At 63.3% G+C, this 18036-nt stretch carries 15 protein-coding genes; 10 read left to right on the top strand and 5 right to left on the bottom strand.

Annotated elements, in window-relative coordinates:
* Positions 1–43: 43 nt before the first annotated feature.
* Positions 44–775, bottom strand: a complete 732-nt coding sequence (locus tag PSEMAI1_RS0106465) for an ABC transporter substrate-binding protein (protein ID WP_024302082.1) — start codon at positions 773–775, stop codon at positions 44–46.
* Between the two features lie 113 nt (positions 776–888).
* Positions 889–1962, bottom strand: a complete 1074-nt coding sequence (locus PSEMAI1_RS0106470) for a LysR substrate-binding domain-containing protein (protein WP_232219852.1) — start codon at positions 1960–1962, stop codon at positions 889–891.
* Between the two features lie 25 nt (positions 1963–1987).
* Here PSEMAI1_RS0106470 and PSEMAI1_RS0106475 point away from each other — a divergent pair, with 25 nt between their 5' ends.
* Positions 1988–3223 carry a M20 aminoacylase family protein gene (locus tag PSEMAI1_RS0106475; protein ID WP_024302084.1) on the top strand — a complete coding sequence of 412 codons (1236 nt, stop codon included), beginning with the start codon at positions 1988–1990 and terminating at the stop codon, positions 3221–3223.
* Between the two features lie 22 nt (positions 3224–3245).
* Positions 3246–4034, top strand: a complete 789-nt coding sequence (locus tag PSEMAI1_RS0106480) for an ABC transporter substrate-binding protein (protein WP_024302085.1) — start codon at positions 3246–3248, stop codon at positions 4032–4034.
* 109 nt (positions 4035–4143) lie between these two features.
* Here the strand turns inward: PSEMAI1_RS0106480 and PSEMAI1_RS0106485 are convergent, their stop codons facing one another.
* Together PSEMAI1_RS0106485 and purU are read right to left on the bottom strand one after the other, a co-directional pair.
* Positions 4144–6126 carry a helicase-related protein gene (locus tag PSEMAI1_RS0106485; RefSeq protein WP_024302086.1) on the bottom strand — a complete coding sequence of 661 codons (1983 nt, stop codon included), beginning with the start codon at positions 6124–6126 and terminating at the stop codon, positions 4144–4146.
* 140 nt (positions 6127–6266) lie between these two features.
* The gene (purU, locus tag PSEMAI1_RS0106490; protein WP_024302087.1) at positions 6267–7130 is read right to left on the bottom strand and encodes a formyltetrahydrofolate deformylase; all 864 of its coding nucleotides are present in this window, start codon (positions 7128–7130) and stop codon (positions 6267–6269) included.
* Positions 7131–7495: 365 nt separating this feature from the next.
* Here purU and PSEMAI1_RS0106495 point away from each other — a divergent pair, with 365 nt between their 5' ends.
* The 5 genes from PSEMAI1_RS0106495 (at position 7496) to PSEMAI1_RS0106515 (ending at position 13915) form a co-directional block, all read left to right on the top strand.
* Complete coding sequence (locus PSEMAI1_RS0106495; RefSeq protein WP_024302088.1) at positions 7496–8749, top strand: sarcosine oxidase subunit beta family protein; 1254 nt, start codon at positions 7496–7498, stop codon at positions 8747–8749.
* 10 nt (positions 8750–8759) lie between these two features.
* Positions 8760–9056 carry a sarcosine oxidase subunit delta gene (locus PSEMAI1_RS0106500; protein ID WP_024302089.1) on the top strand — a complete coding sequence of 99 codons (297 nt, stop codon included), beginning with the start codon at positions 8760–8762 and terminating at the stop codon, positions 9054–9056.
* Positions 9053–12070 carry a sarcosine oxidase subunit alpha family protein gene (locus PSEMAI1_RS0106505; protein WP_024302090.1) on the top strand — a complete coding sequence of 1006 codons (3018 nt, stop codon included), beginning with the start codon at positions 9053–9055 and terminating at the stop codon, positions 12068–12070. Before PSEMAI1_RS0106500 ends, PSEMAI1_RS0106505 begins: the two co-directional genes overlap by 4 nt.
* On the top strand, positions 12063–12737 hold the full coding sequence (locus PSEMAI1_RS0106510) for a sarcosine oxidase subunit gamma (protein ID WP_024302091.1): 675 nt from the start codon (positions 12063–12065) through the stop codon (positions 12735–12737). The genes PSEMAI1_RS0106505 and PSEMAI1_RS0106510 overlap by 8 nt, the downstream gene beginning before the upstream one ends.
* A 209-nt stretch (positions 12738–12946) precedes the next feature.
* A complete protein-coding gene (locus tag PSEMAI1_RS0106515) occupies positions 12947–13915 on the top strand; it encodes a dipeptidase (protein WP_024302092.1) in 969 nt (322 codons plus the stop codon).
* 176 nt (positions 13916–14091) lie between these two features.
* Here PSEMAI1_RS0106515 and PSEMAI1_RS0106520 read toward each other — a convergent pair whose 3' ends face one another.
* Complete coding sequence (locus PSEMAI1_RS0106520; RefSeq protein ID WP_024302093.1) at positions 14092–14652, bottom strand: helix-hairpin-helix domain-containing protein; 561 nt, start codon at positions 14650–14652, stop codon at positions 14092–14094.
* Between the two features lie 519 nt (positions 14653–15171).
* Here PSEMAI1_RS0106520 and PSEMAI1_RS0106525 point away from each other — a divergent pair.
* The 3 genes from PSEMAI1_RS0106525 to PSEMAI1_RS0106540 all read left to right on the top strand — a co-directional run bounded on the left by PSEMAI1_RS0106525 (position 15172) and on the right by PSEMAI1_RS0106540 (position 18036).
* Positions 15172–16227 (top strand): phosphorylcholine phosphatase, encoded by a 1056-nt coding sequence (locus PSEMAI1_RS0106525; protein WP_024302094.1) that lies wholly within the window; start codon positions 15172–15174, stop codon positions 16225–16227.
* Between the two features lie 198 nt (positions 16228–16425).
* The gene (locus PSEMAI1_RS0106535) at positions 16426–17274 is read left to right on the top strand and encodes a glycine betaine ABC transporter substrate-binding protein (protein WP_024302095.1); all 849 of its coding nucleotides are present in this window, start codon (positions 16426–16428) and stop codon (positions 17272–17274) included.
* A 228-nt stretch (positions 17275–17502) separates the two neighbouring features.
* On the top strand, positions 17503–18036 hold the full coding sequence (locus PSEMAI1_RS0106540) for a DUF5943 domain-containing protein (RefSeq protein WP_024302096.1): 534 nt from the start codon (positions 17503–17505) through the stop codon (positions 18034–18036).

Raw genomic sequence — 18036 nt, forward strand, 5'->3', positions numbered from 1 at the left:
GACCAGCCTCTCGTGTCTCTGCTGCGCCGTGCGCAGGACGTGATCACTTCAGAGCGTTCTCCCGGAGAATCTTGTCGAAGGTGCCGTTGGCCTTGATGGTGGCCAGTCCCTTGTTGAACGCCTCGATGATGGCCTTGTGGCGCGGATTCTTCAAACCGCTGGTCACGTGCAATTGCTGAGTGGACAAGGCGTTGTGCGTGAACTCGATCTGTTGCAGCAGGTTGGGGGCATCGTGTTTGATGATCCAGCGGGCGACGACCTCATCCTCCAGTGTCAGGTCGATCCGACCGAGAACCAGCTTCTTGATGTTTTGCATGACTTCGACAACCTCGGGTCGGTTGAAGTTGGCGGCGTTGAGGAATTCGTCGCCATAGCCATACCCCCGGACGATACCCACCGTCTTCCCTGTCAAACTGCCTAACCCCTTGTATTCGAATGGATCTCCCTTACGCTTGATGAATTTGATCTCGTTCTTCATATAGGGGTCGCTATACAGCAGGAACGCCGTCCGCTCTTGCGTCCACCAAGTATTGGGCAGGATGTCATACTCGCCGTTCTTTACACCGGCGATCGCTCGCGCCCAAGGAACGAAGTGCATCTCAACCGTGTAGCCTTGGGTGGCATACGCGGCCCGAATAATTTGCAAGGAAATGCCTTGTTTGGGATGACTCGGGTCTGCGAAAGGGGGATAGGGGTCAGCTGCCGCAGTGATTTTTTCAGACCAGGCAGGGGCGGAGAGCATCAGACCGAGCAATAGGGCCAGGACACGCCACATACGCTTTCTCCTCGATAATGGAGAAAAGCCACGATAGGTAGTTTAGTCAAGCACCGCTCCCTTGCCGAGGTTTCTGCACAATGCGAGTAATGGGCCAAGGCCGATTATTTTCGTCACACCAACAGGGTCAGGGTTTCGAACAGTTGCTGATCTTCTTTCTTGGCGGATCGGGAGTGGCGGCGAATCACTTGCAGCAGGCAGTCGATGAAGCATTCCGCCGCACCGCTGAGCGTGCTGTTGCGTCGCCGGACAATGCTCAATTGACGGGGGGTAAACGTCTCGGCCAAAGGGACGACATGCAGGCGGCCGAGGAAGGACGGGGCCATGCTCAAGATGGAGGGGCCCCAGGTGCACATGTCGGCCATTTCGACCATGATCTGCAGCATCGCCAAGGAATGCGCTCGCACGATGCGATGCTCCTCGATGCTGGCGCCATGCTGCCAGAACACCTCGTGCATCAAGGCTTGGTGGCCATCGGGCGCATAGTTCAGCGTCCAGTTCTGCTCCAGCAAGTCGTGGATCGAGCGGCAGTCCTGGCAGGCATGCCCGCGTTTGACCATGACGGCGGTCTGATAGTCGAACAGCGCTTCGCTGCTGAACTCGACCGATGTGGCCGAGGGCTGCAACTGGCCAATCGCAAAATCCATGCTGCCATCCCGCAGCAGGGGCTGAGCCACGGCCATCAGGCTTTCATACAACTCCAGTTGCACTTCAGGCAATCGCTGGCGAAACAGCTGCACCACCTCGGGCAAGAAGGTCAGCATGATCCATGGGGTGACGCCGACGTTCAGCCGGCCCACATTCTGCCCCCGCAAGCGCGACAGGTCGTCCTGTGCCTGGGCAAGTTGGTTCAGCATCAGCCGGGCATGCTTGAGTAGTGTTTTGCCGTACTCGGTAAAGCTCAAGCCGCTGGGGCTGCGCACCAGCAGAGGTAATTGCTGCTCGGCCTCCAGTTCACGCAAGGCTCGGGTGACGGCCGCTTGCGAGATACTCAATGACCGTGCCGCCCCACGGATGCTGCCGGCTTCCGCGCTCGCTACCAAAGCCTGCAATTGATGTAGTTTCACTGTGCACCTGCCTGACAACCGATGGTTGTCATCATAACCAAATTGCGGCTTCCTCGGCCATTTCCGCTTCCCTAACATGAGCTTCCATCGCCACGCGGGCAACACGCCGCGTGGTGCCATTGATTGACTTTTGCAAGGATTCTTTATGCACGCGGACTTTGTCCTGCCCGGCATCGCCGCCATCGAAGCGGAAATGGTCGCGCTGCGCCGGCGTCTCCATGCCCACCCGGAACTGGGCTTCCAGGAAATCGCCACCAGCAATCTGGTCGCCACATGCTTGCAAGCCTGGGGCTACCAAGTGACACGCGGGCTGGGTGGGACCGGGATGGTCGGCACGCTGAACAACGGTGACGGCCCATCTCTGGGTCTGCGTGCGGACATGGATGCGCTGCCGATTCAGGAAAGCACCGGGCTGCCCCATGCCAGCCGGGTCGAGGGGGTGATGCATGCCTGTGGCCATGACGGACATACCGCGATGCTCTTGACCGCGGCCCGTTACCTGGCTGAAACCCGTTCGTTTCGTGGCACCTTGCACCTGATTTTCCAGCCGGCAGAAGAGGGCTTGGGCGGGGCGCGCAAGATGGTGGAGGAGGGCCTGTTCGAGCGCTTTCCCTGTGATGCCGTGTTTGCCATGCACAACGTGCCGGGGTATCCGGCGGGCAGTTTCGGTTTTGTCAGCGGCGCCTGCATGGCGTCTGCCGACACCGTCACCATCAAGGTATTGGGCAAGGGAGGGCACGGTGCCATGCCGCACAAGACGGTCGACCCGGTGGTGGTCGCGGCCTCCATCGTGCTGGCCTTGCAGAGCGTCGTGGCGCGCAATGTCGATCCGCAAGAGGTGGCGGTCGTGACGGTCGGCTCCTTCCACAGCGGCACCGTCGATAACGTGATTCCCGCGCAGGCCGAGCTGACCCTGAGCGTGCGCGCGATGACGCCGGCCACCCGCGATCTGCTGGAGCAGCGCATCACCGAATTGGCACAGGCCCAGGCGGCGAGCTTCGGCGCTCGCCTGGAAATAGACTACCGGCGCCTTTACCCGCCGCTGATCAACCATCCCGCGGCCACGGCGCTGGCTCGGCAAGTGGCGCTGGACTGGGTTGGAGAGGGGTTGGTCCACGAGATGCCGCCGATTACGGCCAGCGAGGATTTCGCCTTCATGCTGGAACGCTGCCCGGGCAGTTACGTGACCATCGGCAATGGCCCGGGCGAGGGAGGGTGTCAGTTGCACAACCCCGGTTACGACTTCAATGACGACTGCCTGGCGCTGGGCGCGAGCTATTGGGTCAAGCTGACGGAACGGTTTTTGGCACCGGCGAGTGTCCTTGAAGGTGCACCAAGCACGTGGAGTCAAGGCTCCGCGCACAATGCAGCAACAGTGTAGTAGTAACAACAGGAGAGAGACGATGAGTACAAAAATGATGAAGGCAGCATTGGCATTGCTGCTGGTTTCCGGCATGGCCAGTGCTGCGGATTGGTCGGGCAAGGTGATTCGCCTTGGAGTCGATCCGACTTATCCGCCGCTGGAATACAAGACGCCGTCCGGCAAGCTGACTGGCTTCGGTATCGATATTGCCGAAGCGCTGTGCCAGCAATTGCGTGCCAAGTGCGTGTGGGTGGAAAGCAGTTGGGACGGCATTATTCCGGCGCTGCTGGCCAAGAAAATCGACGCGATCGCCTCGTCGATGATGATCACTCCCAAGCGCATGGAGCAGATCGCCTTTACCAACAAGGTGTCGAACGCGCCTTCGCGCCTGGTGGTCAGGCGAGGTTCGTCGTTGCAGCCGACGGCAGCCTCGCTGGCGGGGAAGCGGGTTGGTGTGGAGCAGGGCTCGTCACAGGAAGCGTACGCCAAGGCGATGTGGGCGCCGGCTCGCGTCGAGATCGTCACCTATCAGAACCAGGACCTGGTCTACAACGACTTGGTCACCGGCCGGCTGGACGCATCGTTCCAATCTTCGATCCAGGCCGAAAGTGGCTTCCTGAAGCGTCCGATAGGCAAGGACTTCACCTTTGCCGGCGCGGAGTTCACCGATGCCAAGTTCTTTGGGGTGGGGGACGGTATCGGTGTTCGCAAGGAAGATGTCGCCCTGCGCGAGGACTTGAACAAGGCGCTCGCCACTATCCGTGCGAACGGCACCTACAAGCGGATAAACGACAAATACTTCGACTTCGACATTTACGGCGGTAAGTGAGCCCTGCCATACCGAGAAGGCCGCCGGCCAGGCCGAGCGGCCCGCGTCAAAAGGAGGGCAAGTAAAGTCTATTGCCATCTGTAATGGTTACATGTCACGGCACCCGCGCTCACCGCCTCCCCGGCTTGAACTGCCTGGGCTTGCCCTTGCTCTTGTCCGGCCCACGGCGTTTGTCCTGTTGCGGGCGGCGGCCGTGGCGGCGGGTGTTTTGGGCCTGGAGGAGGGCGTCGATCTTGTCCGACGTCGATTGCATCAGCGTCTGCGCCATCTCGCCGTGCGGGAAGGTGTCGGGCATGCGGTAGCCCAACCAGGCGTAGGCGGCGTAGAGCTTGCAGGTGTCTTCTAGGTACTGCAGTTCGTTGCGCCCACCCATGCCTTCCATGCGCAAGAGCGGGGCGACGCGATCGTCGGCGCGGTATTGTGCCCAGTCCTGCAGCGCGCGTTCGAGCATCGGGATCTTGGTCGATACCGGGCACAGGCTGAAGGTGAAGCGGTCGGTCAGCGTCAGCGGCAGGGCGTCGAGCCAGCGCGCCTTTTCGATCTGGTCGGAGAGGTTGGCGGGCAGGAAGAATTCGTCGTGCACGTTGATGTGCTTGGTGAAGAGTTCCAAGAGCGCCTGCAGCTTGCTCTGGCCGGTGGCGGCGGCGATCTGCTGCAGGTAGTCGAGGCTCGGCGCGACGTAGAAGCCGGAGGTGGGCAGCGGCTCGAGGGCTTCCTTGAGCAGGTTGGCGATGATCTGGTGGGTGTGGCTGTCGAGCCCGGCGACGTAGCCCGCCTCGTGCGCGCCGAAGCGCCCGGCACGGCCAGCGATCTGCTTGGCCAGCGCGGCGGGGATTTCGCCTTCGCTGTAGCCGTCCCACTTGCTGGCGGTGGTGAAGATGACGCGCCGTGCCGGGGTGTTGAGGCCCATGCCGATGGCGTCGGTGCCGACCACGATCTTGGTTACGCCGTCGATGAAGCGTTCGGCCTGGGCCTGGCGCACTTCCGGCGAGAGGTTGCCGTAGATCGCCGAGACGGCGAAGCCTTGTTCGATGGCCTGGTCGCGCCAGTTGAGCACTTCGCGGCGCGAGAAGGCGATCAGCACGTCGCCGGCCTGCAGGTTCTTGAGCGAGCCTAGCGGTTTCTTTTCCATCACCAGCGGCGATTTGCGCTGCAGTTTCTTCACTTCCAGCGTGCCGCCGACGCGTTTGACCAGAGCTTCGATCGCCGGCTCCGCTTCCAGCGCGCCCAGCAGGTACACAGTGCTGGCCGGCACGCCGCAGACGGCGGCGGTCCAGGCGGCGCCGCGGTCGGGGTCGTCGAGCAGTTGGATTTCGTCAATCACCGCCACGTCGAGTGGCTTGTTGGGGTTGAGCATTTCCACCGTGCTCGCCACGTGGGTGGCGTCCGGATGCAGCTTGCGCTGCTCGCCGGTGATCAGGCTGACCGCGACGCCGGCGTCGAGCAGGCGCTGGTAATTTTCCAGTGCCAACAGCCGCAGCGGGGCCAGGTAGGCGCCGGTGTCGGCCTTGGCCAGGTGTTCCATCGCGGCGTGGGTCTTGCCGGAGTTGGTGGGACCCAGCACGGCGATGAAGTGGCGGCGCATGCTTTGCGCCAGCGTGAACGATTCCGGGTAGAGCGACAGGTTGACGGCGTTGCGGGTCTTTTCGGCCTGGCGCGAGGCGGCGTGGCCGTCGCGCAGCGCGGCGATGCGGTCGAGCGCCAGCGAGCAGCGCCGTTTTGCCAGCTCGTACTTGGCGAGGAAGGCTTGCAGCGCGCCGGTGGGGTCGATCTCATGTTGTTCGGCGATGGCCAGCACGCGCTCGGCGCAGTCGCGCACGTGCGCTTCGAGCCGCGCGCGCGTTTCGACGTTCCAGCGTTCCTGCACGAGGGCGAGGCGCCCGTCGTCGTCGAGCTTGCGCCATTTGGCAGTCTTGCCGAGAAAGCCTTCGTCCGGGACCAGGTGGTAGGGCACGCGGTGTGTGCCGACGACGATTTCGCCATGTACCGACAGGGCGTAGCTGCCGTCGGTGCTGACCAGTTTGGCCTGGAGGGAATCCAAATAGGCGTCGAGGGCGGAGGTTGCGTCGATGTCGAGAAGGCTATCTGTCATGGGGGCGAGGCGGGGCGTGAGGCAAACGACCAGAATGATAGGGCAGGTCGGTGCGCGCGGATAGTGCGGCGCAGCAGAAAGGGGGCGGTGGGATTAAGAAAGAGGCCGCCGCAGTGGCGCGGCGGCCGGCTTGGGTGAGGTCAGCGCAGTACCACGGTGCGGTTGCCGTTGAGGAACACGCGCCGTTCGAGGTGGAAGCGCACGGCACGCGCCAGCGCCAGGCATTCCATGTCGCGCCCGGCGGCGAGCAGTTGTTCCGGGCGGTAGGCATGGTCGACGCGTTCCACCACTTGCTCGATGATCGGGCCTTCGTCGAGGTCGTCGGTGATGTAGTGGGCGGTGGCGCCGATCAGCTTGACGCCGCGTTCGTGCGCCTGGTGGTAGGGCTTGGCGCCCTTGAAGCCGGGCAGGAAGGAGTGGTGGATGTTGATGGCGCGTCCCGACAGCTTCTTCGACATCTCCGGCGACAGCACTTGCATGTAGCGCGCCAGGATTACCAGTTCGGAGCGGGTTTCGTTTACCAGTTCCAGCAGCGCCGCTTCCTGCTGCGGCTTGGTGTCGTGAGTGACCGGCAGGTGGTGGTAGGGCAGGCCGTGCGCGGCGGCGATCGGCGCCAGGTCGGCATGGTTGGAGACAATGGCGGTGACTTCCATGTCGAGGTCGCCCATCTTGCAGCGGTAGAGCAGGTCGTTCAGGCAGTGGTCGAGTTTCGACACCATGATCAGCACGCGCGGACGGGTGTGGGTGTCGTGCAGGGTCCATTGCATGTCGTAGTGACCGGCCATGTCGGCGAGGCCCGCTTCCAGAGCGGCGCGGTCGAAGCCGTCGCCGAGCGGGTGGAAGGTGCAGCGCACGAAGAAGCGCTGGGTGTCTTCGTCGTCGAAGACCGCCAGTTCGTCGATATAGCAGTGGTGCGTGTCGAGGAGGTGCGAGGCGCGGGCGATCTGGCCCGGGGCGCTCTTACAGGTGAAGGCCAGGATGTAGCGGTGTTGGGATTGCGACATGTCGTTTTTCGGTCACCGGCTGGCGGTGTGCCGCTCCTTTTGACGTTCCGTTGATCGACGCGGTCCGGTGGGGACCCTCTGTGCGCCACCTTAACGCGCGCGTGTAGGCGTGACTGGCCCGCAGCCGCCGGATTTTGTCGTTTTTTGGACATGGCTCGGGAGAGCGATCGGACAGGAGCTTTGGCCGGCTTTTGCCGAAGCGGCGGGGCTCTGGAGGGACTTGCGCGGAACAAATGTCGGGTATATGAGCTGGATCAAGGTGGACTTTGTCGAAAATCGGCAAGTGATCGTCCTTTCCAGTCAATCGGGACGGGGCCGGCTCGCCAAGAATGAGCTCACCTTGGCACCTCATACGGACCTGTCCCATGGCAAACCGTTACTCCTTCTGGAGCCTGTTGAAGAACGGGCTCAAACACAATGAAAGCTGGCAGCCGGCTTGGCGCAGTCCGCAGCCGAAACCCCGTTACGACGTGATCATCGTCGGCGGCGGCGGCCATGGTCTGGCCACGGCTTATTATCTGGCGAAAAACCACGGCGTGAAGAACGTCGCCGTGCTGGAAAAAGGCTACCTCGGCGGCGGCAACACCGCGCGCAATACCACCATCGTGCGTTCCAACTACCTGTGGGACGAGGCGGCGCTGTTGTACGAACACGCGCTCAAGCTGTGGGAAGGCCTGTCGCAGGACCTGAACTTCAACGTGATGTTCAGTCAGCGCGGGGTGATGAACCTCGGCCACACCCTGCAGGACATGCGCGACATCGAGCGTCGCGTCAACGCCAACAATCTCAACGGCATCGATGCCGTGGTGCTGTCGCCCAAAGAGATCCAGGACATCGTGCCGCTGATCGACATCAGCGCCAAGACGCGCTACCCGATCATGGGCGCGAGCTACCAGCCGCGCGGCGGCGTAGCGCGCCACGACGCGGTGGCCTGGGGCTTCGCCCGCGGCGCCAGCGACTTGGGCGTCGACATCATCGAGCAGTGCGAAGTCACCGGCATGATCATCGAAGACGGCCGCATCAAGGGCGTCAAGACCACGCGTGGCGACATCTTCGCCGACCGCGTCGGCTGTGTGGCCGCCGGCAATTCGACGCCGCTGGCCAAGATGGCCGGGGTGCGCCTGCCGCTGGAAAGCCACCCGCTGCAGGCCTTCGTGTCCGAATCGATGAAGCCGTGCCTGGATACGGTGGTGATGTCAAACGCGGTACACGGCTACGTCAGCCAGTCCGACAAGGGCGAGCTGGTGATCGGCGCCGGTATCGACAGCTACCTCGGCTACGGTCAGCGCGGCAGCCCGCATGTGATCGAGCACACCGCCGCGGCGATCATCGAGCTGTTCCCGAGCTTCTCTCGCGTGCGCATGAACCGCCAGTGGGGCGGCATCGTGGACGTGGCGCCGGACGCCTGCCCGATCATCAGCAAGACCAAGGTCAAGGGCCTGTACTTCAACTGCGGTTGGGGTACCGGCGGCTTCAAGGCCACCCCGGGTTCGGGCCACGTGTTCGCGCATACCATCGCCAACGACGAGGCGCACCCGCTCAACAAGGCGTTCGCGCTCGACCGCTTCAACACCGGTCATCTGATTGACGAGCACGGCGCCGCCGGCGTTGCACACTAAGGAGCCGCAGATGTTCCAGATTCACTGTCCGCACTGCGGGGCCACCCGCGAGGAAGAAGAATTCAGCTACGCCGGCGAGGCTTACATCGCCCGTCCGGCCAAGCCGGAAGAGGCGACCGAGGCCGAATGGGGCGACTACCTGTTCATGCGCAAGAACACGCGTGGCTGGTTTTGGGAGCAATGGCAGCACACCGCCGGTTGCCGCAAGGTGTTCGCGGTCAAGCGCAACACCGTCAGCTATGAAATCGCCGGCACCTGGACGCTGGCTGAAGGCAAAGAGCTGTATCTGAAGGAGAGCGAAGCATGAGCGCTTACCGTGTCCACCGCAATAGCCAGCGCATCAATGACAAGGCGCCGGTCAGCTTCCGCTTCGACGGCAAGAAATACAAGGGCTTCGCCGGCGATACGCTGGCCTCGGCGCTGATCGCCAACGGCGTGAAACTGATCGGCCGCAGCTTCAAGTACGGCCGCCCGCGCGGTATCGTCGGCCATGGCGCCGAAGAGCCGAACGCGCTGATCCAGCTCGAGACCGGCGGCTATACCGTGCCGGATCTGAAAGCGACCCAGGTCGAGCTGTACGAGGGGCTGTCCGCCACGACCACCACCGGCTTCCCGTCGCTCAACTTCGACCTGAAGGGGCTGGCCGGCACGTTCAGCCGCTTCATGCCGCCGGGCTTCTATTACAAGACCTTCATGGGTCCGGTGAAAGCCTGGCCGTTTTACGAAAAAGTCATCCGTAAGGCCGCCGGTTATGGCCGCGCTCCGGTCGATCCGGATCCGGAATTCTATGACCACCTGCACCACCACGTGGACGTGCTGGTGGTGGGCGGCGGCGCCTGCGGTCTGTGGGCCGCGACGCTGGCCGGCCGCGCTGGCCTGAAGACCCTGCTGGTCGACGAGCAGAGCGAGGCGGGCGGCTGGATGCTGTCCGACGCCCGCGCCGTGATCGACGGCCAGCCGGCGATGAAGTGGGTGAACGAGCGCCTGGCCGAGCTGAAGAGCCTGTCCAACGTTACCGTGCTGACCCGCACCACGGCGTTCGCCCACCACGAGCAGAACCTGGTGCAGGCGGTCGAGCTGGTGCAGGATCACCTGCCGATCACGCAGCGCGTCGCCACCTTGCCGCGTCAGCGCCTGCACAAGATTCGCGCCCACCATGTGGTGCTGGCCACCGGTGCGATCGAACGCCCGCTGGTGTATGGCAACAACGACCGCCCGGGCGTGCTGACCGCCGCCGCCGGCCAGACCTATCTGAACCGCTACGGCGTGGCGGTCGGCCGCAAGGTGCTGCTGCTCACCCATAACGATGCCTCGTACGACACCGCGCTGGATCTGGCCGAGGCCGGCAGCCGCGTGACGCTGATCGACACCCGTCAGCGCGGCGCCGCCGCCTGGCGCCTGGACGCAGCGAAGAAGGCCGGCGTCGAGTTGCTGCTCGGCTACGGCATCGCCGAGGTGCAGGGCGGCAAGGCCGCCAGCGGCGCCAAGCTGGTCAAGCTCGACCCGCACTGCCTGACCGTGACCGGCAAAGGCCCGACCCTGTCGGCCGACGCCATCCTGTCCTCCGGCGGGCTGACCTCGACCGTGCACCTGTTCTGCCACAACAACGGCCGCCCGTACTGGAACGAGGAGCGCCTGTCGTTCGTCACTCCGGACGAAGGCCGCCAGGGCATCAGCGTGGCCGGCGCCATCACCGGCCGCTGGGCCCTGGGCGAGGCGCTGGCGCAGACGCACGCCTCGGTGAGCGCGATGCTGATCGGCTTCGGCCGCAGTGCGTCCAGCCCCTGCCCGGTCAGCGAAGACCAGGACATCCAGCCGACCCGCCGCGTGTTCCGCGTGCCGGACGGCAAGCCGGAAGGGCACGGCGTCAAGGCCTTGGTCGACTTCCAGAACGACGTGGCCGCCGCCGACATCCACCTGGCGGTGCGCGAGAACTACCGCTCGATCGAACACGTCAAGCGCTACACCGCGCTGGGCTTCGGTACCGACCAGGGCAAGCTGTCCAACGTCAACGGCTTCGCCATCGCCGCCGAGGCGCTGGGCATGCCGATCTCGCAAGTGGGCACCACCACCTACCGCCCGGCCTACACCCCGGTGACCTTCGGCGCGCTGGCGGGCAGCCACGTCGGCGACACCTTCGACCCGCGCCGCTACACCGCGATGCAGTCGTCGCACGTCGCACGCGGTGCGCTGTTCGAGACCGTCGGCCAGTGGATGCGGCCGTGGTACTTCCCGAAGGGCAACGAGACCATGCACCAGGCGGTGGACCGCGAGTGCCTGGCCACCCGCAACAGCGTCGGTGTAATGGACGCCTCGACCCTGGGTAAGATCGACATCAAGGGTCCGGATGCGCGCGAATTCCTCAACCGCATCTACTCCAACGCGTGGAGCAAGCTCGATCCGGGCAAGTGCCGCTACGGCCTGATGCTGGACGAGAACGGCATGGTGATGGACGACGGTGTGACCGCTTGTATCGCCGACGACCACTTCTACATGACCACCACCACCGGTGGCGCGGCCCGCGTGCTGAACTGGCTGGAGCGCTGGCACCAGACCGAATGGCCGGAGCTGAAGGTGCGCTTCACCTCGGTGACCGACCACTGGAGCACCACCGCCGTTGTCGGCCCGAAGAGCCGCGCCGTGCTCAAGAAGCTGTGTAGCGACATCGATCTGTCGGCCGACGCGTTCAAGTTCATGGACTGGCGTGAAGGGACCGTCGCCGGCGTGCCGGCCCGCGTGTGCCGCATCTCGTTCTCGGGCGAACTGGCCTACGAGATCAACGTCGACGCCTGCTACGGCCACTACATCTGGGAACAGGTAATGGAGGCCGGCAAGGAGTTCGACATCACGCCGTACGGCACCGAGACCATGCACGTACTGCGTGCCGAGAAGGGCTTCATCATCGTGGGCCAGGACACCGACGGCTCGATGAGCCCGATCGACCTGAACATGGCCTGGGCGGTGGGTATGAAGAAGCCGTTCAGCTTCCTCGGTAAGCGTTCGCTGTCGCGTTCCGACACCACGCGTTCCGACCGCAAGCAACTGGTGGGCCTGTACACCGAAGACCCGAAGGTGGTTCTGGCCGAAGGCGCGCAGATCCTGTCGAGCCGCAACACGCAGACGCCGGCCGACATGCAGGGTCATGTGACCTCCAGTTACCACAGCGCCTTCCTCGGCCGCTCCATCGCGATGGCGGTGGTGAAGGGCGGTCTCAAACGCGAAGGCGAAACCGTCTACGTGTGGGCGCACGGCAAGATGCACCCGGCCAAGGTGGTTTCCTCCGTATTCGTCGATCAAGAAGGGGTGCGTCAACATGCCTAACTTCCAACCCTACCTGCAATCGCCGCTGGTCAACTTCAACCTGCCGGCGCAGGCGGTGCCGGCCGACAGCAAGCAGTTGGTGCGCGCCAACGAGCTGCCGCTGTTGGGCTACATCGTGTTGCGCGGCGAACTGGCCGACCCCGCCGTGGCCCAGGCCATCACCAAGGCCACCGGCCTGGCGGTGCCCGCCGCCTGCCGCTTCAGCAGCGGCGAGGCCGGCGTGCTGATCTGGCAATCGCCGGACGAATGCCTGCTGGTCACCGCCCGCGCCGCCGTGCCGGCGCTGCTGGCGGCCTGCGCCAAGCACTTCGACGGGCTGTTCGCCCAGGCGGTGGATAACAGCGGCGGTCTGACCACGGTCTACCTGTCCGGGGCTGAGCACGTCACGCTGCTGCGCCACCTCGGCGTGTACGACTTCGAATCGATCGAGGCGGGCGACGCTGCCAGCACCGTGCTGGGTAAGGCCGGCGCGCTGGTGTGCCGGGTGGATGGCGACGGCGTGTTCCTGGTGATCCGCCGCAGCTTCGCCGACTACCTGTGGCTGCTGATCACCAAGGCGGCGATACCGTATCGCTTTGCCGTGGCCAAGCTGCCGTCGGCCGGCAAGAACCCGTTCCTGCGCCTGGTCGACGCCGGCAGTCCGGCCAAGCGTGCGGTGACGGCCTGATCTTTTTGACTGTTCCCGGTGGTTATTACCATCCCCTTGATGCCCCTTCGGGGGCATTTTTCTTTTCGCTTGATGCCAGCGCGCTGGCCGTCGATGTGCGCCAGGCCATGTCGGGCTGCGGCAAAAAACGGTCGCTGCTGCCGAGGTTGGTCGCAATCGCCTCATGCACCATTTCCTAAAGGCGGGTAGGGTGCCCGCAAGGAGAAAACATGTCACTGCATAAAGACAGCATCGTCATCGACGGCCTGATCATCGCCAAGTGGGAACGCTCGGTGTTCGACGATATGCGCAAGGGTGGTCTCACCGCTGCCAACTGCACCGTGTCGGTGTGGGAAGGCTTTACCGATACCGTCGACAATATCGCCGATATGAAGCGGAAGATCCGTGACAACAGCGACATCCTGTCGCTGGTGCGTACCACCGAGGACATCCGCCAGGCCAAGCGCGATGGCAAGACCGGCATCATCCTGGGCTTCCAGAACGCCCATGCCTTCGAGGACAACATCGGCTACATCGAGGCCTTCGCCGACATGGGCGTGCGCGTGGTGCAGCTGTGCTACAACACGCAGAACCTGATCGGCACCGGCTGCTACGAGCGCGACGGCGGCCTGTCCGGCTTCGGCCGCGAGGTCATCGCCGAGATGAACCGCGTCGGCATCATGGTGGACCTGTCGCACGTCGGCAGCCACACCTCGAAAGAGGCGATCCTGGAATCCAAGAAGCCAGTGACCTATTCGCACTGCCTGCCGTCCGGCCTCAAGGAACACCCGCGCAACAAGAGCGACGAGGAACTCAAGTTCATCGCCGACCACGGCGGCTTCATCGGCGTCACCATGTTCCCGCCCTTCCTCAAGCGCGGCATCGAAGCCACGGTGGACGACTACGTCGAGGCGATGGACTACGTGATCAACCTGGTAGGTGAGGACTGCGTCGGCTTCGGCACCGACTTCACCCAGGGTTACGACAAGGGCTTCTTTGACTGGATCACCCACGACAAGGGCCGTTACCGCCGCCTGACCAATTTCGGCACCATCCTGAACCCGGAAGGCATCCGCACCATCGGCGAGACGCCAAACCTGACCGCGGCGATGGAAAAGGCCGGCTGGGGCGAGCGCAAGATTCAGAAGGTGCTGGGCGAGAACTGGTTGCGTGTGTTTGGAGAAGTTTGGGGAGAGTGAGTCGTGAGTTGCCCGGCATGCATGCCATGCATGCCGGGGTTTTTTTGTCTCATGATCCATCCACGGGGGACACCCCTGCGTTAAAAAGCCCGGCCCAGTCCTAGGACTGGGCCGGGCTATGTCCGCGGTTCGGATGAGGCGCTGATGTCCGTGCGCCCCGTCAACGGGATCCAGGCTTACTGACCGATGCCGATGCTGGCTCCGCCTTGGGTGCCGACGCCTACCCCGGCTCCGCCGCTGCTGCCGGCTCCAACGCCGGCACCGACACCGACCCCTACACCGACACCGAGACCGGTTCCAGCTCCAGCCCCAACTCCCGCTTCTGCGCCACCGGAGGCTTCCATTGGGCGCTGAGCCGCGGTAGTGCTACCCGCACCAGCACCAGCACCAGCACCAGCACCAGCACCAGCACCGGCCTGGCCCGCGGTGGCTTGCCCTGCGGTGGCCGCCTCCGCATCCATACGGGCGGTGGCACGCGCGTCGCTAGCGAGCTTGGCGTTCACTTTCTGCAGCGTAGCCTTGGTCACGCCTTTGACTTTGAGCAAGTCGGCCGACGAACGAAAATCGCCATGCGCCTTGTGGTGAGCCACGATCCTCTCGGCCTGTATCTTGGTGAAGCCGGCTTGCTCCAGTTCGACCGTGGTGGCGGTATTGATATTCAGTGCCAGGGCGGCGGAACTGCTCACCGCGATCAGCAGGGCACCTGCGAGGTAGGAACGGATCGGAAGGGTTTTCATTAAGGCTCCTTTTCCCTGACGGGTTTTGAGAGGGACCTTGATGGTAGCCAAGAGCTTGTTCGAAACTGTTAATTTTCCCCTTCATTTTGTTAAGTTTCTTTTCTTAATGGCGTCGATGGACAGTTCTGTCCGCCGCGGACACACGTCGTAACGGGCTTTCCCCCGCATTTTTATTCTCCCTTTTTCATTCATGACATGTCGCTCACCGGCAAGAATGGGTCGCTGGTACGCCGCTCGGCCAGGTAGGGCTTCGGCACCATGGTGCGGCAAGAAAAGCTCGCCCCGCTTGGTGTCATCGGGTAACGACGCGATTGGTGCGTCCGCAGGATCAGGGATTCATCAGGATTGTCGGCGACGGCCGGGGAGAGACCCGGATGCGCGCAATATGGGGCGGGAACCGATTGCAAGTGTTGGTGATGTATTAGGGAGAGTAAGTCGTGAGTTGCCCGGCAGGCCATGGCGCATGCCGGGGTTTTTTGTTGTTTCAGCAGTGTTTGTCCAACCCACAGGAGTGAGCGGATGAGTCGTTTGAAACGCGTTGCATTGTCGTTGTCCTTGCTGCTGGCCACGGCGGGAGCCCAAGCCACCGAGCTGAAGCACTGGCCGGCGGACGTTGCCGAGAAACTGAACACCATGATCGCCGCCAACGCCCAGAAGGGCGCCTACGCGGTATTCGACATGGACAACACCAGTTATCGCTACGACCTGGAAGAGTCGCTGCTGCCCTTTCTCGAGATGAAGGGCGTGCTCACGCGAGAAAAGCTTGACCCCTCGCTCAAGCTGCTGCCGTTCAAGGACACTCCGGGCTTCAAGGAGAGTCTGAACAGTTATTACTACCGGCTCTGCGAAGTGGACGACCTGGTGTGCTACCCGTGGGTGGCGCAGGTGTTCTCCGGCTTCACGCTGAAGCAGCTCAAGGGCTACGTCGACGAGCTGATGGCCTACGACAAGCCGATCCCGATCAAGTATTACAGCGGCGACAAGGTAGTGGAGGGCACGGTCAACCGGCCGCGCATCTATACCGGCATGCAAGAACTCTACAACCGCCTGCAGGAAAACGGCATCGACGTCTACGTGATGACGGCCGCCAGCGAGGAGCTGGTGCGCATGGTCGCGAGCGACCCCAAGTACGGCTACAACGTCAAGCCGCAGAACGTCATCGGCGTCAACATGCTGCTCAAGGACAAGAAGAGCGGCGAGCTGACCAGTTCGCGGCTGCAGATCAAGAAGGGCAAATACGACCAGGCCCGCAACCTCGACCTGGAACTGACCCCCTACCTGATGAACCCGATGACCTGGTACGAGGGCAAGCTGGGCTCCATCATCGGCTGGATCGACCAGTGGAAGAAGCCGATCCTGGTGGGTGGCGACACCCCGATCTCCGACGGCTACATGCTGCTCAACAGCACCGACGTCGAGAAGGGCGGCCTGCGCGTGTGGGTCAACCGCAAGGCCAAGTACATGCCGGCCATGCAGTCGTGGTGGGAAGAATCGGCCAAGCGTCAGCAGACGCTGGGTCAGGCGGTGACCGCCGACAAGAACTGGCTAGTGGTCAAGCCGGAAGAAATCCAATAAGCGTCGCTAACAAAACCCTCTTGGCGTTGTTATTCGGCTTTGCCGTACGGCTTGTACTGGCTGTAGCCGCACGCCAAGCCAAGACCGCTGTGCTGGGTTTTGTTAACGACTCTAACGATAAGCGGGACCACCCGCACGAGCACGTAAAGCAGCAGAACGGGACTATTCCCATCTTTATATCCATGTAGAGGAGTTGACATGAAGCAGGTTCGCAACAGTGTCAAGCTGCTGGCCGCCATCGGCCTGGTCTGTTCCACCGCCAGTTGGGCTGCCGACAAGCCGCTGATCAAGATCGGCTACGTCGAAGGCTGGGCCGACAGCGTGGCTACCACGCAGGTCGCCGCCAACATCATCAAGACCAAGCTGGGTTACCCGGTGGAACTGGTGCCGGTGGCCGCCGGCATCATGTGGCAGGGGGTGGCGCGCGGCGATCTGGACGCTACGCTGTCGGCCTGGCTGCCGGTGACGCACGGTGACTACTACCAGCAGCTCAAGGACAAGGTCACCGTCCTCGGCCCCAACTACCCCGGCGCCAAGATCGGCCTGATCGTGCCCGAGTACGTGCCTGCCAAGAGCCTGGCCGACCTCAACAAGTACAAGGATGCCTTCCAGGGCCGCATCGTCGGCATCGACGCCGGTGCCGGCGTGATGAAGAAGACCGAGCTCGCGATCAAGGACTACGGCCTCGATTACAAGCTGCTGCCCAGTTCCGGGCCGGGCATGGCCACCGAACTGGCGCGCTCGATCAATGCCAAGAAGCCGATCGCGGTGACCGGCTGGATTCCGCACTGGATGTTCGCCAAGTGGAAGCTGCGCTTCCTCGAAGACCCGAAGAAAGTCTACGGCGAGGAAGAGCACGTCGATACCGTGATCAACCCGGGCCTGAATGCCAAGGCTCCGGCCGTGGTCGGCTTCCTGAAGAAGTTCTCGTGGAAGGCCGAGGAGGTCGGGGCAGTGATGCTCGACGTCGAGAACGGCGTCAAGCCGGCAGCGGCGGCCGAGAAGTGGGTGAAAGCCAACGGCAAGCGTGTGGCCGGCTGGCTGTAAGTTGTTCCCGGGTGGTGAAGACCATCTCTTTGATGCCCCTTCGGGGGCTTTTTTCTTTTTGGGGTGCCGCAACCGGAAGCGGCTGCCACTTTACGCCATCCCGTGTCGGTCTGCGGCAAAAACCGGTCGCCAGCGCCGAGGTTGGTCGAAACCGCCTCGTGCACCATTTCTCCTGACTGACGGCGTGCCCCCTGTGCGCCGTGCCACGACAACGTGCAGGAGATTCTGATGCAACCACTCGTTCCTATCGACGTAGATCCGGATTCCGGTGTGTGGACCACCAACGGCCTGCCGATGCTGTATGTGCCGCGCCACTTCTTCGTCAACAACCACATGGCGGTGGAAGCCGCGCTGGGCAAGGGCACCTATTCCGAGGCGCTGTACGATGCCGGCTACCGCTCCGCCTACTTCTGGTGCGACAGCGAGGCGCGCACCCACGGCCTGGAAGGCATGGCCGTGTTCGAGCATTACCTCAACCGCCTGTCCCAGCGCGGCTGGGGCCTGTTCTCCTTCATCGAGGCCGACGCTGCCACCGGCCACGCCAAGATCCGCCTCGACCATTCCTGCTTCGTGCTGGCGCAGGGCGTGGCCGGTGCGCCGCAAGGCGAAGGCATGGCCTGTTACATGTTCGCCGGCTGGTTTGCCGGGGCGATGGACTGGGTGGGCGAGAAGCTGGGCTACGACTATCACACCATCAGTGCCGAAACCCAGTGCGCCGGCCAGGGCGCCGAGTACTGCGTTTTCACCGTCGAGCCGAAGTAA

This window comes from Pseudogulbenkiania sp. MAI-1 (assembly GCF_000527175.1).
Taxonomy (GTDB): Bacteria; Pseudomonadota; Gammaproteobacteria; order Burkholderiales; family Chromobacteriaceae; genus Pseudogulbenkiania.